Raw genomic sequence first — 25,372 nt, 5'->3', positions numbered from 1 at the left:
CGCACCGCAGGCTCACGTTGGCGCACGAACCCCCAAATAAAAGACCCCCGCTAAAAAACGGGGGTCTTTTATTGCCGTCTCGATTTATAGCGCTGCCAACCCTCGTGCCAGATCAGCTTGTAGGTCAGCCACGTCCTCAAGTCCGACAGCGAGCCGAATCAAGCTATCCCTAATGCCGGCCTTGGCCCGGTCTTCGGCAGAAAGCCGTCCATGGGTGGTGGATCCAGGATGGGTGATGGTGGTTTTGCTGTCGCCCAGGTTCGCCGTGATGGAGATCAGACGGGTGGCATCGATGAAACGCCAGGCGCCCTCCTTGCCCCCGGCCACCTCGAAGCTCAGCACCGCGCCAAAGTCTTTCTGTTGACGCTTTGCCAGCTCATGTTGTGGGTGGCTTGGCAAACCTGCGTAGTAGACCCTGTCGACGCCAGGCTGTTGCTCCAACCACTCCGCCAGTACCCGTGCACTGGCGCAATGGGCCTGCATCCGCAGGCGCAGCGTCTCCAGCCCTTTCAGAAACACCCAAGCGTTAAACGGACTCAGCGTGGGCCCGGCGGTGCGCAGAAAGCCCACCACTTCCTTCATCAGCTCGGCACGACCAGCAACCACACCGCCGAGGCAACGGCCTTGGCCATCGATGTATTTCGTGGCGGAATGAATGACGATATCGGCACCAAGTGCCAATGGCTGCTGCAAGACCGGCGTGCAGAAGCAATTGTCCACAGCGAGCATGGCACCCTTGCTGTGACACAGCGTTGCCAGCTCGGCGATATCCACCAACTCAGCCAGCGGATTGGAGGGGGACTCAACGAAAACCAACCTGGTGTTGGACTTGAATGCCGGCGCCCAAGCAGCAAGGTCGGTAAGCGGTACGTAATCGACCTGCAGCCCAAAACGTTTGAGGTATTTCTCGAACAACGAAACCGTCGCGCCGAAAACGCTGCGCGAAACCAGCACGTGGTCGCCGGCAGAACACAAGCTCATCACCATGGCGAGAATCGCGGACATCCCTGAGGCGGTCGCTACGGCCTGCTCGGCACCCTCCATGGCGGCAATGCGTTCTTCAAACGCTCGCACTGTGGGGTTGGTATAGCGTGAATAGACATTACCCGGAACCTCACCGGCAAAACGCGATGCAGCGTCAGCGGCACTTCGAAACACATAGCTGGAAGTGAAGAACAGCGCTTCGCCATGCTCCCCTTCCGGCGAGCGACGCTGGCCCGCTCGAACAGCCAGCGTATCCATATTTGCACCAGACAAATCGCTGTCCAGCCGGCCTGCGTCCCAGTCGGTTGTCATAGTCATTTCCACCCTTGGACCAAGGCGGCAAAGGCCGCCGGTTCGATCAGTTGTTATACAGGTCGATAATGGCGCTGCCGGCGACACCCTTGCTTTTGCTCAGGTCGTTGCGGGCCTGTTCGATCTTGTGCAGATAGACATCATCGATGTCACCCGTCACATACTTACCGTCAAACACTGCGCAATCGAAGTTCTCTATTTTTACTTTACCGCCACCCACCGCATCGATCAGGTCCGTTAGGTCCTGATAGATCAGCCAATCGGCACCTATCAGCTCAGCGACCTGTTCGGTACTGCGATTGTGCGCGATGAGCTCGTGCGCACTGGGCATATCGATGCCATAAACGTTCGGATAGCGAACGGCCGGTGCTGCAGAACAGAAATAGACGTTTTTTGCGCCGGCTTCGCGGGCCATCTGGATGATCTGCTTGCACGTAGTACCGCGGACAATCGAGTCATCCACTAGCATGACGTTCTTGCCGCGGAATTCGAGATCGATGGCATTGAGTTTCTGCCGCACCGATTTCTTGCGCGCTGCCTGGCCGGGCATGATGAAGGTCCGGCCAATGTAACGATTCTTGACGAAGCCTTCGCGAAACTTCACGCCCAGCCGATTGGCCAGCTCCAAGGCAGCCGTGCGACTGGTGTCGGGAATCGGGATGACGACGTCGATGTCGTGCTCGGGGCGCTCGCGAAGGATCTTGTCAGCCAGCTTCTCGCCCATGCGCAAGCGCGCCTTGTATACCGAAACGCCATCCATCAGCGAGTCCGAACGCGCCAGATAGACATGTTCGAAGATGCAGGGCGCATAGTGCGGGTTTGGCGCGCACTGGCGGGTGTACAACTTGCCATCTGCCGTGATGTAGACGGCTTCGCCCGGGGCGAGATCGCGAATCAGTGAAAAGCCCAGCACGTCCAGCGCAACGCTTTCGGACGCGATCATGTACTCCACGCCCTGATCGGTGTGCCGCTGCCCGAACACGATTGGACGGATTGCATGCGGATCGCGGAAGCCGACGATGCCATAGCCTGTCACCATAGCCACTACGGCATACCCGCCCACACAACGTTCATGCACCTTCGCAACGGCCGCAAAGACATCCTCCTCGGTGGGCTGCAACTTGCCTCGTACTGCCAGCTCGTGAGCGAAAACGTTGAGCAGTACTTCCGAGTCAGAATTGGTGTTCACATGGCGCAGATCGGATTCGTAGATTTCCTTGGTCAACTGGTCGACGTTAGTCAGGTTGCCGTTATGCGCGAGCGTGATGCCATAAGGGGAGTTCACATAAAAAGGTTGCGCCTCCGCCGAGCTCGAACTTCCCGCGGTGGGATAACGCACATGGCCAATCCCCATGTTGCCTACCAGCCGCTGCATGTGACGCTGCTGGAATACGTCCCGAACCAGCCCGTTGTCCTTGCGCAGAAATAGCTTGCCGCTGTCACTGGTCACGATTCCGGCGGCGTCCTGCCCGCGATGTTGCAGTACGGTAAGCGCGTCATACAACGCCTGATTGACGTTCGACTTACCGACAATGCCGACAATGCCACACATGCAAGGAACCTCTCAGTTGTTACAGGCTGATCCGGACATAGCACAGGCTTTAGCCTGGACAGGTCCTTCTAATGATTGCTCGTCTCAGCTTGAAGCATCGAGCGAGCCGGCTACCCACTGACTTCCAAACCCGAGAATCAGGTTCTTCGACCAGTCGGCAACCAACAGAAAATGAGGCAGCAGGGTCGATTCACGCCACCAGGGATCCTGCTGGACAGGGGCAAGGCTGAGCAGACCAACCAATACCACGACCAACAGCCCTCCGCGGGCTGCACCGAATACCATGCCAAGAAAACGATCGGTACCAGAAAGGCCGGTGACCCGCACCAGCTCTCCGATCAGGAAGTTGACCAGCGCTCCGACTAACAATGTCATGACGAACAGAATCGCGCATGCCGCAATGACCTGGAAGGAAGGTGTGCTGATGAACTCAGAGAGGTGATGCGAAAGCGCCCCGCCGAACATCCAGGCGACAACACCCGCGATGATCCAGGTGAGCAGAGAAAGCGCCTCCTTGACGAAACCGCGCTTCAAACTGATCAGACTGGAAATGACCACAACGGCGATAAACGCCCAATCGACCCAGGTGAATGCCACAGGGTTTCCTGCAAAGGAGAAAGGCGGCGTATTTTAGCAGAGCGCCCGCCCGGGAGTAAGCACCACGAAGGCGCCCTCCCGACTGGCTTTCCAACGAAGTGGAATGCCTTTGAAAAATCAGTCTTGCTCCGGCTTAAAACGTACTACGAATCCGTCGAGTTTCTGCTGTCGCTGCAATTGATCGCGCAGACGATTGGCCTCCGCCCGCTCGACCAACGGCCCTACAAATACCCGATTCATCCCGTCGGCAGTGCGTATATAGGCGTTATAGCCTTGAGACCGCAGTGTTTTCTGCAGCTTATCGGCGTTCTCACGACTGGAGAGGCTGGCCAGTTGCACGGACCAACTGACCGGTAGGTTGGCCGCATCCAGCCGCTGCTCTTCAGCCGTCGCCGGCGGAGCCGCGGTGATTGCCGGCACGGGTGCTTCCGGAGCAGGCTTTGCCTCAGGGGGGGCGGAACTGATCGGGTCAGCAGGACGACTGGAATTGTCCGCCGACTGTTCTTCGATAATCTCGTACTCTTCAGGGAGCGCGCTGACCTCTGGCTCAGGCACCTCTACAGGCTGTGTTTCAATAACCGGTGTTGCCGGCGCTTCTGGCATTGCCGGCGCATCGACGACGACCTGCTGGCCGGCATCATCACGATTGAAAAGCATCGGCACGAATATCACTGCCAGCGCAACAAGCACCAACGCGCCAACGATACGCTGCAACAATCCTCTATCCACCAAAAGCATGCCCTCCACTCGATGCGTGCCGGTCAAGCCAAGCCAACGCTTCAGCCACGCAGTAAAAAGATCCAAACACAACTATCTCGTCACCCTTGCGCGCGTGCTCACACTGCTGCTGGAGCGCTTCGGATATTCCAGGATAGATAGTGACGGCCGCGCCCCGTTCCATCAATGCCGAACTCAACTCACCTGCCGTTCGCGAACGAGGGGTGGGCAACGGCGCAACCGCCCAGGCATCGAAAACGCCTTCCAGCGCATTCATCACGCCGAAAAGGTCTTTATCAGCCAAAAGACCGAAAACTGCGAGGCGGCGACCGGATATCGATTCTTGAAGCAGTTGACCGGCCAGGAAGGCAGCTGCATGGGGGTTATGTCCGACGTCCAGCATTATCGTCAGCTCAACGCCGCGCCAGCAGACACTGCGCCGATCCAGGCGACCGGTAATGCGGGTGTTTTGTAGCGCCTGGACGAGTTGTTCCGGGTTCCATGAGGACTCGAGCAATGCAAACGCCTGCAGCGCTACCGCTGCGTTATCCAGCGGCAGGTTGAGCATCGGTAGATCGAGCAACTCTCGGCTATGCCCTTTGGCGTCTTTGCCACGCCAACACCACCGGCCTGCCTCCTTGGTCAGATCGAAATCACGCCCACGGATCAACAACGGCACAGCGGACCGGGCAGCACTTCCCAGCATTGATGCTGGCGGATCGAAGTCGCCACATACAGCGGGCTTTGTTGGGCGAAATATTCCGGCTTTTTCAACTGCCACGCTTTCGCGGGTCGTTCCAAGCCATTCGGCATGATCCAGACCGATATTGGTCACCACCGCCACGTCGGCATCAACGAGATTTACCGCATCGAGACGCCCGCCTAACCCGACTTCCAGAACCACAGCATCAAGCGCTTCGCGCTCGAAAAGCCAGAAAGCAGCCAGCGTACCCATTTCAAAGTAGGTTAGGGAAACAGAGCCGCGTGCTTGCTCCACAGCCTCGAATGCTTCGCATAAGGCCTCGTCTGTCGCATCGGCATGATTGAGACGAACCCGCTCGTTGTAGCGCAACAGATGCGGTGAACTGTAAACACCCACCGTCTTACCCTGTCCGGCCAGCATCCGAGCAATGAAGGCGCATGTGGAACCCTTGCCGTTGGTGCCGGTAACGGTAACGACCTGGGGAGCCGGGCGTGTGAGCCCGAGCCTCGCCGCGACTTCACGGGACCGTTCGAGCCCCATATCAATGGCAACAGGATGCAGCTGCTCCAGGTATTCGAGCCAGTCCGTCAGGCTCCGCCGGATCATGCGTCGGCCGTAACCAAAGCGGGTTCGCCCGGGGTAGGCAACTGCTGAAGCTGGGCCAGAAGACGCGATAGGCGAGCTCGCAGTTCGGAGCGCGGGATGATCAGGTCGATCGCCCCATGATCAAGCAGGAATTCACTACGCTGAAAGCCTTCTGGTAGCTTCTCACGCACCGTCTGCTCAATCACGCGCGGACCGGCAAAGCCAATCAGCGCCTTAGGTTCCGCGACTATCACGTCGCCCAACATGGCGAGACTTGCCGACACACCACCATAAACCGGGTCGGTCAGGACGGAGATGAATGGCAACCCCTCCTCGCGCATACGGGCCAGGACTGCGGATGTCTTGGCCATCTGCATCAGCGAAATCAGCGCCTCCTGCATCCGCGCGCCGCCGGATGCGGCAAAGCAGACCAGAGGGCAGCGTTGTTCAAGCGCGGCGTTCGCAGCACGCACAAAACGCTCCCCTACGATTGCCCCCATGGAACCGCCCATGAACGAAAACTCGAACGCGCAGGCCACGACCGGCATTTGCATCAAGGTTCCGCTCATTGCGATTAGGGCATCCTTTTCCCCAGTTTGCTTCTGCGCAGCGGACAGGCGGTCCTTGTATTTCTTACTATCCCGGAATTTCAGTCGATCGACTGGTTCGAGCTCCGCAGCGATCTCTTCGCGGCCATCCTTATCGAGGAATATATCCAGCCGCGTCCGCGCGTCGATCCGCATGTGATGCTGACACTTCGGGCAGACATCCAGGGTTTTCTCCAGCTCCGGCCGATAGAGCACCGCTTCACACGACGGACACTTGTGCCACAGTCCTTCGGGCACTGAGCTTTTCTGCGTTTCCGAGCGCATGATCGAGGGGATCAGCTTGTCTACCAGCCAGTTGCTCATGCTTTTATTCTCCACAGCTTGTCAGTCCCGCGCGTAGCGACTGTACGCACCGGTAATTCATGTTTGCGACCGGTCTCCAATCGGAGCTCACTGCGTCGCGTAGGCGATAACCATAGGGCGCTGTCACCAAAATCTGTCCCAGAACCCAACAATGGCAATGGATCATTGATGGCCTCAACAATCCAGCGAATGGTAACTGGACGGCAAGCAATCTCGGTTCGTCACATCGACGACCTTACCAATCGAACAAACTCCTGCACCCTCGTGGCATCTTTGACACCCTTGCTAAGCTCCACCCCCCCACTTACATCCACGGCGAACGGCCGCACCTCGGCCACGGCCTGCTGCACGTTTTGACAAGTCAGTCCACCGGCAAGTATTAGAGGCTTGGGGAGGTCAGCCGGTATCAGCGACCAATCGAAAACCTTCCCAGTCCCACCATGAACACCGGAAACGAAGGTGTCGAGTAAAATGGCGCTGGCTCCGGCGTAGCGTGCGGCCTGCTGTCGAACGTCCTCGCTTGTGTGGACTCGGAGCGCTTTGTACCAGGGCCGGCAGAAACCTTCACAGTCGGCCGGGGTTTCATCACCGTGAAATTGCAACATATCCAGCGGTACGGCATCGAGCGTTTCGCTGATCTCACTACGCGATGCATTAACGAACAAGCCCACGGTTGTGACGAAGGGTGGCAGGGAAGCTACTATCTTACGCGCCTGCTGGACATTCACTGCCCGCGGGCTGTTGGAATAAAACACCAGACCTATCGCATCCGCCCCGGCTTCAGCGGCGATAAGCGCGTCTTCGACGCTGGTAATTCCACAGATCTTGCTACGAACGATAGGCAACGGCAGGCACCTGCGATAGAAGACCCCGGATGGTAACAAAAGCGCCAGAGGCTGCAACCTGCATCATCCAACCATCTTAAAACCTGCACCGCCCGAAGCCCGTTCAACGCGGCCCTTTTGCTTCAGCGCAGGAGTGCACGCACATCCGGGAGACCAGACAGGAAGTGCGGCCCCAGAAAGCGTTCAGGTAGTTGGAACTGTTCAGGATAATCCACCTGAACGAGATACAACCCGTAGGGATGAGCTGTCACCCCGCCGGTCCGCCTTACCCGCGACTCCAGTACCGCCTGCGCCCATGCCACGGGCTGTTCGCCAGCGCCGATTGTCATGAGCACACCGGCAAAGTTACGCACCATATGATGCAGAAAGGCGTTGGCGCGGACGTCGATAACGATAAGCCTGCCGTGTTCAAGCAACTCAAAGTGATGAATCGTCTTGATCGGCGATTTCGCCTGGCATTGACGCGCTCGGAAGGCACTGAAGTCATGGGTTCCGACGAACGCTTTAGCCGCCTCACGCATGCGTGCGATGTCCAACGGCCGGTGATTCCAGGTAACCTCTTCCGCAAGATGTGCGGGCCGGATGTGGTCGTTGTAGATCACGTATCGGTAACGGCGAGCCATGGCGCTGAAACGTGCATCGAAGCTACGCGGCATCTCCTTTGCCCAGGTCACGCTTATATCACTGGGTAGGTTCTGGTTCGCGCCCATGACCCAGGCGTGCATGGACCGCTTCACCGGCGTGTCGAAATGCACAACCTGGGCGCACGCATGAACGAGCGCATCGGTTCGCCCGGCACAACTCAACGCCACCGAGTGACCGCCCGCAACCTTGCTCAAGGCGTTTTCCAACGAAAGCTGAATGGACGGTACGCCATCACGCTGTCGTTGGAAACCACGATAACGGGCACCCTTGTATTCGACCCCGAGGGCAATTCTGAAAACGTCAGCGGCAGCCGAATTGGCTGCCGCTGGGCTTACTGCTTCAATCATAGTCAGGCTAGTTTAGCGAGCATCTCTCGCGCCTCTTGCTGCTGGTTGTCACTTCCTTCGCTCATGACCTCGTCCAGAATATCGCGGGCGCCCTCAGCATCACCCATGTCAATGTAGGCGCGCGCGAGGTCCAGCTTGGTGGTGGTCTCATCCGTATCTGCAAAGAAATCGAAATCTTCATCAAGCGCTTCAGATGTCGACGTAACCGGCTCAACCGTCATTGCTGGAGATTGCCCAAGCGGTTCATTGAAATCGCGTGACAAATCCTCAAGCTCTGCCTCGACCACCTCCAACTCAGACGAGAACGATTCCGGCGCGGCCTCCGCAACAGGCTCATCATCCAAGGACAGATCGAACTCGTCCGGCATATCTGCAGGTTGCGCGGGGTCAGCGAGCGCAAAGCCAAACTCGTCCACTGGCTGGCTCGATTCAGGCGTTGCCTCGTCTGCTAGACCCAGCAGCAAATCATCGTCAGAAGTCGGGCTGGCCGGTTGCTCATTTAGATCGAGGGAAAAGTCTGCCAGTTCTTCGTCGAGGGCCGCATTATTAGATGACGCCGACTCGTCCAGGTCGAAAGAAAACTCATCTGCAGCTTGGTCCCGCGCTTCCGCATTGAGATCAATCTCGTCGAAGTTGAACTCGTCCAGCTCCACAGCCGCTTCGCCAGCAGGCGGCACGGCTGGGCCCGCCAGGTCATCATCCAGCTCAAGATCATCAAGACTCAGGTCAAAATCTTCATCCGCCTTTTGCTCCGCCACAGGAGCTGGCTTTTCCAACTCAAGATCATCCAGGCTAAAGCCGTCAAGATCGTCGTTTGCCGAGCCAGAGGCCGCCACAGCGCCAAAACCTATGGCCGCCATTGCTGGATACCTGGCCTTAGTCTGCTCAATTTCTGCAAACGAGCCCCCTATTTCACCAAGCTCTGCCTCCTGCCGTGCGAAACCCTCTCGATCGCCGAGTTCGGCATAGACTTCCATGAGTTTCAGTCGCAGGTCGCTACGTTGCGGCTCGTCGTTCAGGGCATTCTGAAGCAGCTCAGCCGCCTGGTTAAAACGACCGTAGGCAATATAGATGTCAGCTTCCGCCAGGGGATCGTTACCCGTACCAACAAACGAATCTGCGGAGGTCTGATCTGCATCAACCGTGGCGCCCAAGTCAGCCGAATCGTTATCGGGCGAATCGAGGTCATGCTGTGCAACATAAAAATTATCGGTCGAGGTGTCGGACAAAAGGCTCTCCTGCAACTCAGCCTCTTTCATGGCGTTGCGACGAGACAACACCATCAATCCGACCAGTAGGAGTAATAACGCACTACCGCCCAGGACGCCGAGCAGCACGGGACTGCCCAGCAACTCGTCGACATAGCCGTCGGCTTGCGGCTCTTGTGGAGCGGCAACCGGTGTCGCGGGCGCAGCTGGCGCCTGCGTGGACGGCTTGGGGGCCTCCGCCTTTTCAGACTGAGCGGCCTGAGGCACAGCCTCCGGCCGAGGTTCGGTCTCGGTATCAGCCTCAGGGACAACCTCAGCCGCTGGCGGCGCAAGCGTAGCGTTGGTATTAGCCTCTTCGACCGAAGGAGACGACGAAGCAGCTGCCTCTGCCCCGGACGCCAATTGTGCCTGTAACTTGGCGAGCTGATCGTCTTTTAACTGCATCAGGCGCTGTAGCTTATCCAACTGCCCCTGCAAGTCGTTGAGACGATCCTTCAGGTCGAGGTTTTCTCGACGACTGGAATCAAGACTTTCTTCGCTAACAGCCAGCTTGTCGCGCAACGCCGCAGCATCATTACCGGCCCCACCATCGCTCCCAACGGTTGACTTGCCAGGTTCTGCGGCAACCAAGCGGAGACTGTCGCCCTGCTCGCTATGCGAAGGCGCAGCACCGGCTGAGCCACGCTGAGTGGCATCGAGCTGACGGGTAGCCGGCGCTGCCGAGCCTGCAGCCTGTCGCCAGTTCGCGTTCTGCTGTGCGACCTGCTGAATCGCTTCGACTTGCGAACGACTGCCAATCTGCTCGGCGCTAGGCAGACGCAGCACTTGGCCATTCTTCATCCGATTGATGTTGTTGCCAATGAACGCGTCGGGATTAAGATCCTGAATGGCCAACATCGTCTGATGGACGGTTCCGCCCTGACGTGCACGTTCGGCGATCTCCCAAAGCGTGTCGTTAGGCGTCACTTTGTGTTGGTTGCCGCTCTGCGATGCAGGACTGATAGCGGACGAAGATGTGGGTCGGGACGCGACTTGCGGTGCAGCGGCAGGCCGGGAAACCGAAGCAGCAACCGGGAGCTGCGGCGCGACTGAAGCTGCAATCTCCGGCGAATAAAGTGGCGGATCCAGAAGCAACGTGTACTCACGCAGGAGACGCCCGCTTGGCCAGAGCACTTCGATCAGAAAATTCAGGTAGGGTTCACGAACAGGCTTGGTCGAAGACACCCGAATGACGCTTTTGCCGCCGGGGCGCAAAACCGGAGTGAAGGTAAGATCCGTCAGGAAGTATTGGCGATCGACACCTGCACGATTGAAGTCTTCAGCGGACGCAAGAACCGGCACAACCTCGCCGGGCGCTAGCGTTTTCGCATCCAGCAGTTCGATTTCAGCTACCAGCGGTTGATTCAGCGCAGACTTCAGTGTGACCTCGCCCAATCCCAACGCGTAAGCCATTTCGGAAGTCAGCGCGGTAGCAGCCGCGATTGCCAGCACCAGATTGCGAACCCGAACCATTGTGTAAATCCTTGTTTTTTTAACTTTTCTCGGATCTTCGAGAGGGTCTTATAGTCACTGCCTGCGCCCGCCAAGTGGCGGTCCCCGTCAGCGATAAGCCTAAACAGCGTGATAGCTAGACTAATTCTTCGAACTTCCAGCAAGTATCTTTTACAGATAGTGTTTTATCAACAACTCACCAGACAAGGCGGCGTTGCCCGCTGCGCCTTTTCGCGTGTTATCAGACCCAATCCACAAATTAGCTCGGCAAGCCTCATGCAAGCGTAGAATTAAACACCGGCATGGGACAACCGATACCACTTCCTTTGCAAGCCGCCCGGCGAGTCACTGTAGCGGAAAGCAACCCATCTCCATAAAGCCCGAGAATTAAGCCGACGAAACGGGCTGCCTACTCCGCCATCGCATAAAAAAAGCGCCGCGGGATTCCGAGGCGCTTCTAATCTGACTCCTTCGAGGGCTAGCGTTCGAGGAGAATGCGCAGCATGCGACGCAAAGGTTCTGCTGCGCCCCAGAGCAGCTGATCGCCGACAGTGAATGCGCCGAGATAATGCGATCCCATATTCAGCTTGCGCAGGCGGCCGACCGGGACGCTCAAGGTACCGGTCACAGAGGTCGGGCTGAGCTCCTGCATGCTCGCGTCACGATGGTTCGGAACGAGCTTCACCCAGGGATTGTGCTGGCTGATCATGCCTTCGATATCCGAGATAGGCACATCCTTGTTCAGCTTGATGGTCAGTGCCTGGCTGTGGCAACGCATCGCGCCGACACGCACGCAAATACCGTCCACCGGGATCGGGCTCTTGAAGCGACCCAGAATCTTATTGGTCTCCGCCTGAGCCTTCCATTCTTCGCGGCTCTGGCCGTTCGGTAGCTCCTTGTCGATGTAAGGAATCAGGCTACCGGCCAGTGGAACACCGAAGTTATCAACCGGGAAGGTCTCGGAGCGCTGGCACTCTGCGACCTTGCGATCGATTTCCAGGATAGCGCTGGCCGGGTCGGCAAGTTCATCGGCGACCGACGCGTTGATGCTGCCCATCTGCTTGATCAGCTCGCGCATGTTCTGCGCGCCGGCACCGGAGGCGGCCTGATAGGTCATGGCACTCATCCAGTCAACCAGTCCATGCTCAAACAGACCGCCGAGGCCCATCAGCATCAGGCTGACGGTGCAGTTGCCGCCGATGTAGTTGAGGGTGCCCGCGTCCAGTTGATGATCGATCACTTTGCGGTTGACCGGGTCGAGTACGATCACAGCATCGTCATGCATGCGCAGCGTTGAGGCCGCGTCGATCCAGTACCCTTTCCAGCCTGCTTCGCGCAGCTTGGGGAAGACTTCGCTAGTGTAGTCACCGCCCTGGCAGGTGAGAATCACATCGAGCGACTTCAATTCATCGATGCTGTAGGCGTCCTTGAGCGGCGCGGTATCCTTGCCAATCGAAGGGCCCTGACCACCAACGTTGGAAGTAGTAAAGAACACCGGCTCGATCAGATCGAAATCCCGCTCCTCCAGCATTCGCTGCATGAGCACGGAACCAACCATACCGCGCCAACCGATCAGACCTACACGTTTCATCGCAACTACACCTATATGTATGTGGCCTCAATTGACAGGCCGTCGATAAAAAAAACGCTTTCGGGTTCGAAAGCGCGGGCGTTGCTCGCTCAAGTTGAACAGCACGCCTCGCACTACTCGGCGTTTCCGCCTAGCCGTCGCCCACAAGCTCTATCAACGGCCGGTGCAAATGGGACCTGAGAGATTACAACTTCGCGAGCGCCGCGACTACCGCATCACCCATCTCCTGAGTATTTGCCTTCGCACAACCCTCAGACCAGATATCACCTGTACGCAAGCCTTGGTCGAGCACGTCACTGACCGCCTGCTCGATTGCATCCGCCGCAGCGACCTGATTGAAGCTGTAGCGAAGCATCATCGACACCGAGAGGATCGTCGCCAGTGGATTGGCGATGCCCTTGCCGGCAATGTCTGGCGCCGAACCGTGGCACGGCTCGAACATACCTTTGTTATTCGAGTCGAGAGAGGCGGACGGCAGCATGCCGATTGAACCGGTCAACATGGACGCTTCGTCCGACAAGATGTCACCAAACATATTGTCGGTAACGATCACATCGAACTGCTTCGGCGCACGCACCAGTTGCATCGCTGCGTTATCGACATACATATGGCTGAGCTCGACGTCCGGATAGTCCTTGCCGACCTCCTCTACTACTGCGCGCCACAGCTGACTCGATGCCAATACGTTGGCCTTGTCCACCGAGCAGAGCTTCTTGTTGCGCACACGCGCCATGTCGAAACCGACCCTGGCGATGCGGCGAATTTCGCTTTCGCTGTAAGGCAGCGTATCGAAGGCCATACGTTCGCCATTGTCCAGCACCTTGCTTTCGCGCGGCTGACCGAAATAGATGCCACCTGTCAGTTCACGGACAATCAGGATATCCAAACCGGCAACGATTTCCGGTTTCAGACTGGACGCTTCTGCAAGCTGTGGGTACAACAATGCCGGCCGCAGATTGCCGAACAGCCCCAGCTGCGAGCGAATTTTCAACAAGCCACGCTCAGGGCGGATGGCAGGATCAATAGCGTCCCACTTCGGCCCGCCGACCGCTCCCAACAGGATTGCATCGGCGGCACGAGCACGCTCGAGCGTCTCGTCAGCCAGTGGCACGCCATACTTGTCGACCGCCGCACCACCCAATTCGTCGTAGCTGAACTCCAAGTCGAGCTGAAACTTACCGTTAGCCAGCTTTAGCACCTTGACCGCTTCGGCCATGATCTCCGGACCGATGCCGTCGCCGGGGAGAACCAGAATCTGTTTGCTCATGCGTTCCTCAATTTATCGTAGGGTGGATGGCGCTGTTTTCGTCCACCGGAACCTCGCAAGGTGGATGGTTGAAGCGTCATCCACCCTACCTTGACCTTCTCTTGCAGCTGCGGCTTCTTTTATTTGATCGCGCCGAACAGCCAGGGCTGGCTCTGCTGGTGTCTGGCTTCAAACGCCCTGATCGCATCGCTGTCCTGCAAGGTCAGGCCGATATCGTCCAGGCCATTGAGCAGGCAATGCTTGCGGAACGCATCGACCTCGAAGGCGTACTGCTTGCCATCCGCGCGGGTAACGGTCTGTGCGGCCAGATCCACGGTGAGTTGATATCCCTCGGCGGCCTCGGCCTGTTCGAACAACTCGTCAACCTCTTCTTCATTCAACGCGATTGGCAGCAAGCCATTCTTGAAACTGTTGTTGTAGAAGATATCGGCGAAGCTCGGCGCGATAATGGTGCGGAAACCGTACTCTTCCAACGCCCAGGGCGCATGCTCACGAGAAGAACCGCAGCCGAAGTTCTCCCGAGCGAGCAAAACACTGGCGCCCTGATAGCGCGGAAAATTCAACACGAACTCCTGGTTCACCGGACGATTCGAGCAATCCTGATTGGGCTGTCCGACGTCCAGATAGCGCCACTCGTCGAACAGGTTCTGGCCAAAGCCGGTACGCTTGATCGACTTGAGAAACTGCTTGGGGATGATCTGATCAGTGTCGACGTTAGCGCGATCGAGCGGCGCGACGAGACCGGTGTGCTGGGTAAATGCTCTCATAGTGGTCTCCTCAGGCCTGCATCAATTCGCGAACATCGACGAAGCGTCCGGTCACCGCGGCCGCGGCGGCCATTGCCGGACTTACCAGATGCGTTCTGCCCCCCGCGCCCTGGCGGCCTTCGAAGTTGCGGTTGGAGGTGGACGCGCAATGCTCGCCACTGCCCAGCTTGTCCGGATTCATCGCCAGGCACATCGAGCAACCCGGCTCGCGCCATTCGAAGCCAGCCTCTACAAAGATCTTGTCCAGCCCCTCGGCCTCGGCCTGTTGCTTGACCAGCCCGGAACCCGGCACAACCATCGCTTGCTTGACCGTAGCAGCCACCTTGCGCCCCTTGGCCACTTCCGCGGCGGCACGCAGATCCTCGATACGGGAGTTGGTGCAAGAGCCGATAAAAACGCGATCAAGCTGAATGTCGGTAATAGGCTGATTGGCCTGCAGCCCCATGTACTTCAACGCGCGGGTAATGGAGTCACGCTTGACCGGGTCAGCTTCGACAGCCGGATCAGGCACGTTCTGATCGACGGCCAACACCATTTCGGGTGAAGTACCCCAGCTCACCTGCGGCTTGATTGCTTCGGCCTTCAGCTCGACAACCGTATCGAATACAGCGTCATCGTCGGAGACCAGCTCTTTCCAACACTTGACCGCCTCGTCCCAGTCGGTGCCTTTGGGTGCGAAAGGACGACCTTCGACATAGGCGATGGTCTTCTCGTCCGCAGCCACCATGCCCACACGGGCACCCGCCTCGATGGACATGTTGCAGATCGTCATGCGCCCTTCCATCGACAAGTCGCGGATGGCGCTGCCGGCGAATTCCAGCGCATGGCCATTGCCACCAGCGGTGCCGATCTTCCCGATGACAGCCAACACGATGTCCTTGGCGGTCACACCGAAGGGCAGCTTGCCTTCAACACGCACCTGCATGTTCTTCATCTTTTTCGCGACCAAACACTGCGTCGCAAGCACATGCTCGACTTCCGAAGTGCCGATGCCATGGGCCAGCGCAGCGAACGCGCCGTGCGTGGAGGTGTGCGAGTCGCCGCAGACCACGGTCATGCCTGGCAGCGTCGCGCCCTGCTCCGGGCCGATTACATGAACGATGCCCTGGCGAACGTCGTTCATCGTGAATTCGAGGATGCCGAAGTCATCGCAATTCTCGTCCAGCGTCTGCACCTGGATGCGGGAAACCTCGTCGGCAATAGCCTCCAGACCACCCTGGCGCTCGGCCTTGGTCGTCGGCACGTTGTGATCTGGAGTGGCGATATTGGCATCGATGCGCCACGGCTTGCGCCCTGCCAGGCGAAGGCCCTCGAACGCCTGCGGCGAGGTCACTTCATGCAGGATATGCCGGTCGATATAGATCAGTGACGATCCATCATCACGGCGTTTGACCTCATGCATTTCCCAGAGCTTGTCGTAGAGCGTTTTACCAGCCATCGGACTTTCCTCATCAGTGCGTTGGGCAATAGCCCTTTTGCTTATGAGGCCATGCTATGGGCTTGCCACTGATTACTCAAATTCATATTTTTCATCCAGCGCATTCCCATATGGAATACTCGTGCGATTCTACAACTACCGGAGTCAGCCCATGGACCTCGCCAACCTCAATGCCTTTATCGCGGTCGCTGAGATGGGCAGTTTCTCCCTAGCCGCCGAGCGCCTCCATCTGACTCAACCGGCCGTGAGCAAACGCCTGGCTTCGCTGGAATCACAGCTGAACGTGAGATTGTTCGACCGGCTAGGCCGTGAGATCGGCCTGACCGAAGCCGGCAGAGCGCTGCTTCCTCGCGCCTATCAGATCCTTAATGTGCTGGACGACACCCGTCGCGCCCTGACCAACCTCAACGGCGACGTCAGCGGACGGCTGACCCTGGCAACCAGTCACCACATCGGGCTGCATCGCCTGCCGCCGTTATTGAGGCGCTTTACTCGCGCCTATCCGGACGTGAATCTGGATATCCGCTTCCTCGACTCGGAGGTCGCTTACGATGAGGTCCTGCACGGGCGTGCCGAGCTTGCGGTGATCACCCTGGCGCCGCAAACCGCAACGCCCATTCGTGCGGTCAAGGTCTGGGACGATCCGCTGGATTTCGTGGTGGCGCCCGAGCACCCCCTGGCGCACAAACGCGGAATATCTCTGGCCGACGTCGCCGGCTACCCGGCTGTGTTCCCTGGTGGTAATACCTTCACCCACCATATTGCCCAGCGGCTGTTCGAGCGCGAGGGGTTGACGCCCAATATCACCATGAGCACCAACTATATGGAGACGATCAAGATGATGGTGTCCATCGGGATCGCCTGGAGCGTCCTTCCACGCACCATGCTCGATGATCAGGTGGTGCGCTTGCCACTCCCTGGCGACCAACTGGCGAGACAGCTCGGCTACATCACGCATACCGAGCGCACCCTGTCCAACGCAGCCAAGGCCTTCATGTCGCTACTGGACATCGGTTAAGTGACTTGCACTTTACGATCAGCTACGGATAAGTTCGCCGCATAACTAAAAAGATCAAAGAGAGCCATGAGCATCGCCTGCTATCGATACCTTCAGCTGAACCAGCCCACCAAGGCCGCTCATGTTGCCGCCTGACGCCAAGCCCGAGCCCGCACCAAGCGCAGCGCCCCCCAAACCATGGCAAGACGTTGCTCGCCTGTTATCCGTGCTAGATGGGGCGGGGCTCGGCCTATGGTCCTGGGATGTTCGACGGGGCACCCTGCACTGGTCGCTCGGTACGTGGAAATTGTTCGGACGGAGCAGCCCACTCGCCGAACTTTCCGCAGATCAGTATCTGAATCTCGTCGTCGCGGAGGACCGTCCGCACATCGAAGCCGCCGCATGCTCGGTACTCGCCGGGACCAAAACGCGTTTCAGTTTTCGTCATCGCGTCTACTGGCCAGACGCGAGCGTGCGGTGGCTGGAGATCGATGGACAACGGCAGATCAGTGACGATGGCACCACGATTCTAGTTGGTGTCATCCGCGACATCACCAACCAGCACACCCAGGCGCAGGCGCTGGAAGACAGCCAGGAGCGCCTTGAGTTGGCTCTGGCCTCCGCAGAGTTGGGCAATTGGGAATGGCACATTCCAAGCGACCGGCTCTATGCCTCCTCCAGGGCCTCCGAGTTGCAAGGCCTGATAGATGGCCCATTCGACGGGTCGTTTCGTGAGTTTTTCCGCAGTGTCGCGGCGAACGACCGCAAAACCATGCGCTCGGCATACAGCGACCTCCTCGCCGGGCGCCGGCAGACCTATCAGGCGACTTATCATGCCATCCATCCAGACGGCACGATTCGACACCTTGAAAGCACCGCTAAACTCTACCGGGACGAGCATGGCGCGCCCTTGCGCATGGCGGGGATCATCATCGACGCTACCGAACGGGTCCTGCGCCAGCAACACCTGGCGGCATCGGAAGCGAAATTCTCGGCTTTGTTCCAGGGCAGCCCGGACCCGATCTCCCTGTCCCGCATCCGCGACGGGGTTTTCATAGAGATCAACCCGAGCTTCAGCATCGTGTTTGGCTGGGGGAGTGCCGACATCATCGGGCGCTCAGCGCCTGAAATTGGTATCTGGCGAGACGAGCGGCAGCGAACGTCACTGTACGAGCAATTGATGCGTGATCAGCGGCTGGAGAACGCCGAAGCCCAGTTCCGCACCCGGACAGGACAGATCGTCACCTGTGTGGTTTCCAGCCGATTCATTCGTGTCGACCGTCGGCTGTGCATCGTCACCACTTTTCGCGACATCACCAAACGGCAACAGGCCGAGGCAGCGCTGAAAGCCAGCGAGATCAAGTTCGCCAAAGCGTTTCATTCAAGCCCTGACGCCATCATCATCAGCGAGCGCAGCACAGGACGGTTCATCGAAGTCAACGAAGGCTTCCACCGCCTCTCTGGCTACCGTCCGGAAGAAGCAATCGGCAGGACCTCTTCCGAGTTGGGCGTCTGGCCGAGCACGCAGCGGCAGGAAATTCTTGAGCGACTTGAACGTGACGGGCGGGTGACCAACTGGGAGATAGTCGGCCAGGATCGTCACGGGCGGCTCAAGCAGATAGAAGTATCGGTAGAGCCGATCGAGCTGAACGGCACTGACTGCCTGTTGCTATCTGCGCGGGACATCAGCCAGCTCAAGGCAGCCCACGCGCAGATCCATCACCTGGCCTATCACGACCCGCTGACGAACCTGCCCAACCGTACGCTGTTGATGGACCGTCTGACCCAGCAAGCGGCGCTGCACAAACGACACAACCTTCGTGGTGCCTTGTTGTTTCTCGACCTTGACCACTTCAAGCACATCAATGATTCGCTCGGCCATCCCGTCGGGGACGCGGTCCTGAAAATGATCACGGCTCGCCTCGAAGCCAGCATTCGTCAGGAAGATACAGTTGCCCGCCTGGGAGGCGACGAATTCGTTGTGCTGCTGACCGGCTTGACTGGCAAACGCTCCGAAGTGACCCGTCATGTCCGCCAGGTTGCGGAAAAGCTGCGCACCCTTCTCGCGGAACCCATGATGTACGAAGGCAACAGGCTGCAGGTGACACCCAGCATCGGCATCGCCCTGATGCCGGATCACGGCGAGACACCTGCGGATCTGCTCAAGCGAGCCGACATTGCCCTGTATCGAGCCAAGGACGCTGGACGCAACGCAATACAGCTCTTCCGCACCACCATGCAACAGGCCGCCAGCGCACGCCTGCGGCTCGAAAGCGAACTGCGCCTGGCACTGCAACGCAACGAATTCGAGCTGCACCTCCAACCGCAAGTCGACGCGCGCTCCGCCAGGGTGGTCGGCGCCGAGGTCCTGCTGCGCTGGCAGCATCCCGAGGATGGCGCGCGTTCGCCGGCTCAATTCATCGACGTGCTCGAGGAAAGCGGCCTGATCGTCGAGGTGGGCAACTGGGTCATTACGGAGGCCTGTCGCATCGCCGCATCGCTATTGGCCAGCGGATTCGTTAATTCAGACAGTTTCAGCCTCTGCGTAAACATCAGTCCTCGCCAGTTCCGCCAGAACGAGTTCGTCGACCGGATTCTCGAAGCGCTCAAGGCTGCCGAGCTCCCTCATACGATGATCAAGCTGGAAATTACCGAAGGCATCGTGATCCAGAACCTGGACGACACCATAGCCAAGATGCGCCGCCTCTGCCGGCACGGTGTGAGCTTCGCCATGGACGATTTCGGTACCGGCTACTCTTCGCTCACCTATCTGAAGCGACTGCCGGTGGATGTCCTCAAGATCGATCAGTCGTTCGTTCGCGATGCGCTGGACGATCCAAACGACGCCGAGATCATTCGCGCCATCGTCGCAATGGCGCGAAGCCTCGGGCTGGAAGTGATCGCTGAAGGTGTCGAACAACAGGCACAGCTTGACCTGCTTCAAGCGCAGGGCTGCTACCTGTATCAGGGATATTTATTCAGTCATCCTCTTCCACTGGCGGATTTCGGAAAGCTGCTGGCAGCCCATCTGGCCGGCTGAACGGGTTCTGCCTGAAAAAAAAGGAAACCCCACAGCGCAAAATTCTTCGGTGGGGTTTCCTTCGTGCTAAGCGCTGTTTGCTCTCATCAGCTCTCCAGCGCCAAACGCTCGCCGTTGATTGGGATGCGCTTGGGCTTCGCCTCCTCCGGCACTATCCGCTCGAGCTCGATGCTGAGAAGCCCGTTGTTCAACGCGGCACCTTTTACCTCTATATGATCCGCGAGGCGGAACGAGAGCTTGAATGCCCGCTGGGCAATGCCCTGGTGCAGGTAGGTAACGTTTTCGCTACCGTTGTCACGCTTGCCGCCGCTCACCGTTAACACGCCTCGCTCGACTTGCAGCTCCAGATCGGACTCGTGGAAGCCTGCCGCTGCTACGATGATCCGATACTGGTCATCACCGTGCTTTTCCACGTTATAGGGTGGGAACGAGCCGTTTGCATCATTGCGCAGCGCAGACTCGAACAGATCGTTGAAGCGATCGAATCCAACAGACTGACGAAACAGTGGGGCCATCGAAAAACTAGTCATTTTGCTATCTCCTGATATTCAGCGAGTGGTTCATACAGGACCCGAATTCGGCATCCTGTGATGCCCTAGATAGGTGCCTCTCGCTTATTTTCAAGACCGTTCGTCGAGGATTTTCCATGCCGAAAGTGATGTTGATAACAGGCGCCAGCCGAGGCATTGGTGCTGCCACAGCGAGGCTTGCAGCGGCTGAAGGTTACGCGTTGTGCCTGAACTTTCGACAGCGTCAGGATGCAGCCGACCACCTACTGAACGAACTGCGCAGCCATGGCGTGCGAGCAATTGCTATCGAGGCGGATGTGGCGGACGAATCGCAAGTTGCCCGCTTGTTCGAAGCCGTTGATGCCGAATTCGGCAGGCTCGACGTGCTGGTGAACAACGCCGGTATGCTCGAACCTCAGATGCGCCTGGAGAACATGGACAAAGCGCGTTTGGAACGGGTATTCGCGGTCAACGTATTTGGCAGCTTTCTCTGCGCCCGCGAGGCGGTCAAGCGCATGTCGACTCGTCACGGCGGTATCGGCGGCGCCATCATCAACATTTCATCGATCGCGGCCAAACTCGGCGCACCCAATGAGTACATCGACTATGCAGCCGCCAAGGGCGCGATAGACAGCATGACCCTCGGGCTGGCCAAGGAAGTCGCCACCGAAGGCATTCGGGTCAATGCCGTACGGCCTGGCGTGATCCATACCGATATTCACGCCAGCGGTGGCGAGCCCGATCGCATCGAGCGCGTGAAGAGCAGCGTGCCCATGGGCCGAGGCGGTGAAGCGAACGAGGTAGCCGAAGCAATTCTTTGGCTGGCGAGCGGCAAGGCCAGCTACACAAGCGGTGCCCTGCTGGATGTCAGTGGTGGACGCTGACGGACATTAGATCGCCGCCTTGAAACCCGGCGCGTTGACGTCGAGCCCCAGCAATGCATCGAGCCGCTCGCAATCGTTTTCCCGACGCACCTGAGCGAACATCGTCACGGCCTGCGGATAGGTACGTGTCAGCAGAGATATCCACTGCTTGAAGCGGCCGGGTGCATAGCGCGGAGACATCTTGCGGCGCGCCTGCCTCCAGAAATCAGCCAGAAGCGGTTGCAGAGCATCCCAGCTTATCGGCTCGAGCAGCTCACCGGCTTTTGCCGCCTCGATCTGCCGGGCGAGATCCGGCCGACAGACCAGCCCGCGTCCGAGCATGATGTTCTCGACGCCACTGACTTCACGGCAACGGCGCCAGTCATCCACCGACCAGATATCACCATTGGCGAACACCGGCACATCGACTACATCCTTGACCCTAGCCACCCATTCCCAGTGCGCTGGCGGCTTGTATCCCTCGACCTTGGTCCGCGCATGTACCACCAGTTGCGCTGCACCGCCGTCAGCCAGCGCACGGGCGCAATCGAGCGCACCATCCTTGCTGTCGAAACCCAGGCGCATCTTGGCGGTGACGGGAATAGCCGCCGGTACCGCCTTACGGACCTCGCTGAGAATGGAATGCAGGAGTTCTGGCTCGTTGAGCAGAATGGCGCCGCCGCGAGACTTGTTGACGGTCTTGGCCGGGCAGCCGAAGTTGAGGTCGATGGCCGGTGCGCCAAGGCTGCAAGCGAAGGCTGCATTATCAGCCAAACAAAGAGGATCGGAGCCCAGCAACTGCACACGCAACGGTGTGCCTGCGCGAGTCGCGGCGCCATTTTGAAGCTCAGGCGCAAGCCTGTGAAAGCTGGACGCCGGTAATAGCCGATCCGACACCCGAATGAACTCGGTCACGCACCAGTCGACGCCGCCAACACCGGTGAGAACGTCGCGCAGGATGTCATCAACGAGCCCTTCCATAGGCGCCAAGGCGATCTGCATCAGAAACGACCCAACTGAAAAAAGGCCGCATTGTACGGATGTCAGCCCTGGTTAGACATCTTCACATCGCGCCACTAGCGGGCGAAATGAGCAGCTGTGCTACCTGACGAAGATTGGATGAATGAACGATACCTGCGCCACCCGTTATGGCGCACCAGAACAGCGGACATTAGCTAAGGTCGAAACCGCTGATTTCGGGTGTTCATCGACCGCAACGGCCACGTGTAGCAAGCCCAAATTCCGCTGGGTTGGCCGTGCCTCGCGGGCGTTCGAAGCCAGGCACTAGATCAAAGAGTAGACAGGCTGCCGCATGAACAAACAGAACGCTCTATCTCAACCGTAGGGAAATCAGAGCCCGAGCCTCGCAGCGCTGGCTTTGTAATGTTCAGCCTGCTGTGTGTCTCGTGTGAGCCCATGACCCCCAGCCATGTACAGCTGAGCCAATCGGGCTGCAGCTAAGGGGTGCCCGGCCTCGACGGCAAGTTTCCACCAGTGGGCAGCTTTAGCACCGTCTGGGCCGTGAGTCGCATCTTCGCCCAGGCTGATGACACCCATTTGGTAAGCAGCCTTGGCATCGCCTTTCTCGGCAGCCAGGCGCAGTAAACGTATCCCCTCTTGTCTTGCGCCATATCCCTGACCTCGAAACAGCAGAATGTGGCCATAAAAGCTCTGCGCTTTTGGGTCACCAATGGCAGCCATGCGCGAAAACTGGCCTTCCATCCAACGCCATATCTTCGGTTGCTGAACAACCCGTCGAGAGCTCATCAATTTGCGAGCAAGCAGATAACCGACTCGCGCCCGGATGTCGTTCAGCATTTACGGAATCCCCGGATAATCAAATTCGAATACTCGTGCAACTTCGCCGGCATGCCAGGAAGCGGCAGCCGAACCATCTGCCGGACCAGAAAACCGCCCAAGGCGCGTCGCACACTCGAAGAAGCCTGTTCGTGGTAATCGACTGGCACCTTGACTCACCACCAATGCGCTACGTAGCGGCCGATCAGCACGAGCATCCAACGCAGCCAAATGCTCCAGCGCGGCTGCTAAGGTCTGCATGGCAGGCGCCGGTAGCTGGAGCCGTTCGATCAATGCACGGTAAGTGACCAGATGACGCTGTCGCCTGACTTCAGCCAACTCAACCAACAATGCCTGCCAGTGCGGACGGCTGATGCGAATCGACGCTGCGCTGCCTGTTACGCCTCCTGCTGCCATCCTTCAATCTCCAATGCGCGGGCCAGTGCACGACGTATAGCATTATCGGGATCGCGCTCGCCGCCCTCGATTAGGCCTAAGTAAGCCGGACTGATACCCACCAAGCGGGCCAGCGCCTCTTGACTCAACCCCTTGGCCTCTCGCAACGCTAGTAACGTACTGAATTTCGGTAAGGTGCCCGGAGTGCTCGCTTCCACCGGTACTGCGACGCTTGCGTCATGCCCGCTGGTCAGTAGAGCCTGATATTCCTCCCAAGGCAGCACAGCATATTCTGGCAAACCGTCCCGCATGATGACCTGAACACTCATTCACTACCCCGACCCTAGTCTCAAATTGCAAGGCGAGATCTTAACAGTCCGGGCGGCAATTCATTCATCATCAGAACGCCGCACTAAAGAGTGAAGGGCGGCGGTGGCGGGCCATTCGAAAGGATTAATCCGATCCCTTTTCTAGTGTTCGGCGTTGCGCCCATCGCTGACATGACTGTCCGTTGCTTCATCCACAGCAGGCAGCTGATCGATACTCGCTCGGACGTCCGCTGGCTGGCTGTCGCGCCAGGTGCGAAATGCCTGCAGCTCGCCAGACCATTTGCGGATTATCCAACCCAGTACCGCCAGATCGTCAACGAAGCCAAGGCCTGGAATCCAGTCTGGTATGGCGTCCATAGGGGTCAGGAAATACAACAAGCCAGCGACCGCAGCGACCAGCGCAGGCCTGCTGACCTGCCGATATTCACCTCGCCACCAGGCCACGCATAATGCTTGAAGCAGACCAAGATCCTCTCGTAGCCCCTTTATCAGGCCACCACGAGCCGAGCGCTTGCGCGCGACCGCAAGCAGCACCATGGGCAACCGCCCACGTGCGAGAACGCTTCGCGCCATCGGCAGGTACTTGAAGAAATTCCAAGGCGTTTTCATCGAATGCCTCCCCTTAACTCTGCTTTGCCAATATCCGGAGAAGTATCCACAGATCCTGTGGATAACCTTGTGAACAGTTGCTGAATGAATGGCTGGAACGCCCGCGCGGCAAGGCCTACAAACAGATCGGCGGCTTTTTGTTCAAAGCAAATAAAGCTATGCAAATCAGCAACTTAAAAAAATTCGGCGATTCGCTTGGCATGTTGAGCGCAATTTTCCTGCTATGCGCTGAGCAATGTGAATAACCGTAACATGTCAACGCCTTTTTAAGGCCGATTAGCGCTGAAAACAGGTAGACAAAGCTGACTGAGCACCCTAGCAAAGACAACGTCAGCCAGACCACGTTCCTGCCGAACCGGCATTGCGAACCAAAGCGAGCACCAACGATTGGCGGGAAAAGGCGCCTGCGCTGCAAGCTCTCGACATAAAAAAACCGGTCTAATGACCGGTTTCGTTAAAACATGTTTTGGTTAATCAATTCACGCTTAATTTGGCTCGATTTTTTTCTAACGTGGCCGCGCCTATTCCTTTGACCTCGAGCAGCTCGTCGACCGAACTGAAGGGACCATGGGCGTCCCGATAAACGACGATAGCCTTGGCCTTTGTGGCGCCAATACCCTTGAGTTCACGTGTCAGGGTTTCAGCATCTGCCGAATTGAGATTGATCGGCGCCGCGTGTTGGGCAGCGGCCACTTTCACCGACTCAACTGACTTAGCGGGTGCTGCGAAAGCGCCAACGGAAACGCTGGCGAGCAGAGCGAGTACTGATGCGGATAGCAAAGACTTAAGCATTGTTCACGTCCTTATGAGTATTGGATTAGCAACGCGGTACTCCATGCGCCGCCAACACACTCTAAGCCCGACCAAATTCA

General features: G+C 58.2%; 23 protein-coding genes and 1 pseudogene. 3 read left to right on the top strand and 21 right to left on the bottom strand.

The window, feature by feature from the left end; genetic code table 11:
- Positions 1–84: 84 nt before the first annotated feature.
- The 14 genes and pseudogenes from BUE09_RS15010 to leuC all read right to left on the bottom strand — a co-directional run bounded on the left by BUE09_RS15010 (position 85) and on the right by leuC (position 15,960).
- Entirely contained in the window at positions 85–1,296 is a 1,212-nt protein-coding gene (locus BUE09_RS15010; RefSeq protein WP_073301904.1) for an O-succinylhomoserine sulfhydrylase, read from the bottom strand.
- 46 nt (positions 1,297–1,342) lie between these two features.
- Complete coding sequence (purF, locus tag BUE09_RS15005; RefSeq protein ID WP_073301902.1) at positions 1,343–2,848, bottom strand: amidophosphoribosyltransferase; 1,506 nt, start codon at positions 2,846–2,848, stop codon at positions 1,343–1,345.
- 84 nt (positions 2,849–2,932) lie between these two features.
- Positions 2,933–3,445, bottom strand: a complete 513-nt coding sequence (locus BUE09_RS15000; protein ID WP_073301900.1) for a CvpA family protein — start codon at positions 3,443–3,445, stop codon at positions 2,933–2,935.
- A gap of 117 nt (positions 3,446–3,562) precedes the next feature.
- Positions 3,563–4,183 carry an SPOR domain-containing protein gene (locus BUE09_RS14995; RefSeq protein ID WP_073301897.1) on the bottom strand — a complete coding sequence of 207 codons (621 nt, stop codon included), beginning with the start codon at positions 4,181–4,183 and terminating at the stop codon, positions 3,563–3,565.
- The gene (gene folC, locus BUE09_RS14990; protein ID WP_073301895.1) at positions 4,167–5,471 is read right to left on the bottom strand and encodes a bifunctional tetrahydrofolate synthase/dihydrofolate synthase; all 1,305 of its coding nucleotides are present in this window, start codon (positions 5,469–5,471) and stop codon (positions 4,167–4,169) included. Before folC ends, BUE09_RS14995 begins: the two co-directional genes overlap by 17 nt.
- Complete coding sequence (gene accD, locus BUE09_RS14985) at positions 5,468–6,361, bottom strand: acetyl-CoA carboxylase, carboxyltransferase subunit beta (protein WP_073301893.1); 894 nt, start codon at positions 6,359–6,361, stop codon at positions 5,468–5,470. Before accD ends, folC begins: the two co-directional genes overlap by 4 nt.
- 221 nt (positions 6,362–6,582) lie before the next feature.
- Positions 6,583–7,206 (bottom strand): phosphoribosylanthranilate isomerase, encoded by a 624-nt coding sequence (locus BUE09_RS14980; RefSeq protein ID WP_073302036.1) that lies wholly within the window; start codon positions 7,204–7,206, stop codon positions 6,583–6,585.
- 122 nt (positions 7,207–7,328) lie between these two features.
- Entirely contained in the window at positions 7,329–8,198 is an 870-nt protein-coding gene (truA, locus tag BUE09_RS14975) for a tRNA pseudouridine(38-40) synthase TruA (RefSeq protein WP_073301891.1), read from the bottom strand.
- A gap of 2 nt (positions 8,199–8,200) precedes the next feature.
- Positions 8,201–10,918 carry a motility hub landmark protein FimV gene (locus tag BUE09_RS14970; protein ID WP_073301889.1) on the bottom strand — a complete coding sequence of 906 codons (2,718 nt, stop codon included), beginning with the start codon at positions 10,916–10,918 and terminating at the stop codon, positions 8,201–8,203.
- A gap of 150 nt (positions 10,919–11,068) precedes the next feature.
- A pseudogene (locus BUE09_RS20665) lies at positions 11,069–11,173 on the bottom strand (aspartate-semialdehyde dehydrogenase); the annotation flags it as partial.
- Between the two features lie 202 nt (positions 11,174–11,375).
- Entirely contained in the window at positions 11,376–12,488 is a 1,113-nt protein-coding gene (asd, locus tag BUE09_RS14965) for an aspartate-semialdehyde dehydrogenase (RefSeq protein ID WP_073301887.1), read from the bottom strand.
- 184 nt (positions 12,489–12,672) lie between these two features.
- Positions 12,673–13,755 carry a 3-isopropylmalate dehydrogenase gene (gene leuB / locus BUE09_RS14960; protein ID WP_073301885.1) on the bottom strand — a complete coding sequence of 361 codons (1,083 nt, stop codon included), beginning with the start codon at positions 13,753–13,755 and terminating at the stop codon, positions 12,673–12,675.
- Between the two features lie 119 nt (positions 13,756–13,874).
- Entirely contained in the window at positions 13,875–14,522 is a 648-nt protein-coding gene (gene leuD / locus BUE09_RS14955) for a 3-isopropylmalate dehydratase small subunit (protein ID WP_073301883.1), read from the bottom strand.
- A gap of 10 nt (positions 14,523–14,532) precedes the next feature.
- A complete protein-coding gene (gene leuC, locus BUE09_RS14950) occupies positions 14,533–15,960 on the bottom strand; it encodes a 3-isopropylmalate dehydratase large subunit (protein WP_073301881.1) in 1,428 nt (475 codons plus the stop codon).
- 151 nt (positions 15,961–16,111) lie between these two features.
- Here leuC and BUE09_RS14945 point away from each other — a divergent pair, with 151 nt between their 5' ends.
- Complete coding sequence (locus BUE09_RS14945; RefSeq protein ID WP_073301878.1) at positions 16,112–16,978, top strand: LysR family transcriptional regulator; 867 nt, start codon at positions 16,112–16,114, stop codon at positions 16,976–16,978.
- 121 nt (positions 16,979–17,099) lie between these two features.
- Positions 17,100–19,997: a sensor domain-containing protein gene (locus BUE09_RS14940; protein WP_073301875.1), complete on the top strand. Its 2,898-nt coding sequence runs from the start codon at positions 17,100–17,102 to the stop codon at positions 19,995–19,997.
- Between the two features lie 86 nt (positions 19,998–20,083).
- Here BUE09_RS14940 and BUE09_RS14935 read toward each other — a convergent pair whose 3' ends face one another.
- Positions 20,084–20,527, bottom strand: a complete 444-nt coding sequence (locus BUE09_RS14935; protein ID WP_073301873.1) for an Hsp20 family protein — start codon at positions 20,525–20,527, stop codon at positions 20,084–20,086.
- Between the two features lie 116 nt (positions 20,528–20,643).
- Between BUE09_RS14935 and BUE09_RS14930 the strand changes: the two genes are divergently transcribed.
- Positions 20,644–21,390, top strand: a complete 747-nt coding sequence (locus BUE09_RS14930) for an SDR family oxidoreductase (RefSeq protein ID WP_073301870.1) — start codon at positions 20,644–20,646, stop codon at positions 21,388–21,390.
- Positions 21,391–21,396: 6 nt separating this feature from the next.
- Here BUE09_RS14930 and BUE09_RS14925 read toward each other — a convergent pair whose 3' ends face one another.
- The 6 genes from BUE09_RS14925 to BUE09_RS14900 all read right to left on the bottom strand — a co-directional run bounded on the left by BUE09_RS14925 (position 21,397) and on the right by BUE09_RS14900 (position 25,292).
- Positions 21,397–22,371 carry a tRNA dihydrouridine synthase gene (locus BUE09_RS14925; RefSeq protein ID WP_073301868.1) on the bottom strand — a complete coding sequence of 325 codons (975 nt, stop codon included), beginning with the start codon at positions 22,369–22,371 and terminating at the stop codon, positions 21,397–21,399.
- Positions 22,372–22,719: 348 nt separating this feature from the next.
- Positions 22,720–23,187, bottom strand: coding sequence for a tetratricopeptide repeat protein (locus BUE09_RS14920; protein WP_073301866.1), 468 nt, complete (start codon positions 23,185–23,187; stop codon positions 22,720–22,722).
- Complete coding sequence (locus BUE09_RS14915; RefSeq protein WP_073301864.1) at positions 23,188–23,583, bottom strand: hypothetical protein; 396 nt, start codon at positions 23,581–23,583, stop codon at positions 23,188–23,190.
- Positions 23,565–23,891 (bottom strand): helix-turn-helix domain-containing protein, encoded by a 327-nt coding sequence (locus tag BUE09_RS14910; protein WP_073301862.1) that lies wholly within the window; start codon positions 23,889–23,891, stop codon positions 23,565–23,567. The genes BUE09_RS14915 and BUE09_RS14910 overlap by 19 nt, the downstream gene beginning before the upstream one ends.
- A 141-nt stretch (positions 23,892–24,032) precedes the next feature.
- On the bottom strand, positions 24,033–24,500 hold the full coding sequence (locus BUE09_RS14905; protein ID WP_073301860.1) for a YkvA family protein: 468 nt from the start codon (positions 24,498–24,500) through the stop codon (positions 24,033–24,035).
- 474 nt (positions 24,501–24,974) lie between these two features.
- Positions 24,975–25,292, bottom strand: coding sequence for a ComEA family DNA-binding protein (locus BUE09_RS14900; RefSeq protein WP_073301858.1), 318 nt, complete (start codon positions 25,290–25,292; stop codon positions 24,975–24,977).
- Positions 25,293–25,372 lie beyond the last annotated feature (80 nt).

Origin of the sequence: Stutzerimonas xanthomarina DSM 18231, assembly GCF_900129835.1 — a bacterium.
GTDB classification, from domain to species: Bacteria; Pseudomonadota; Gammaproteobacteria; order Pseudomonadales; family Pseudomonadaceae; genus Stutzerimonas; species Stutzerimonas xanthomarina.
Note: the sequence above shows the minus strand (reverse complement) of the source record. Positions and strands in the feature narration are given on the sequence as shown.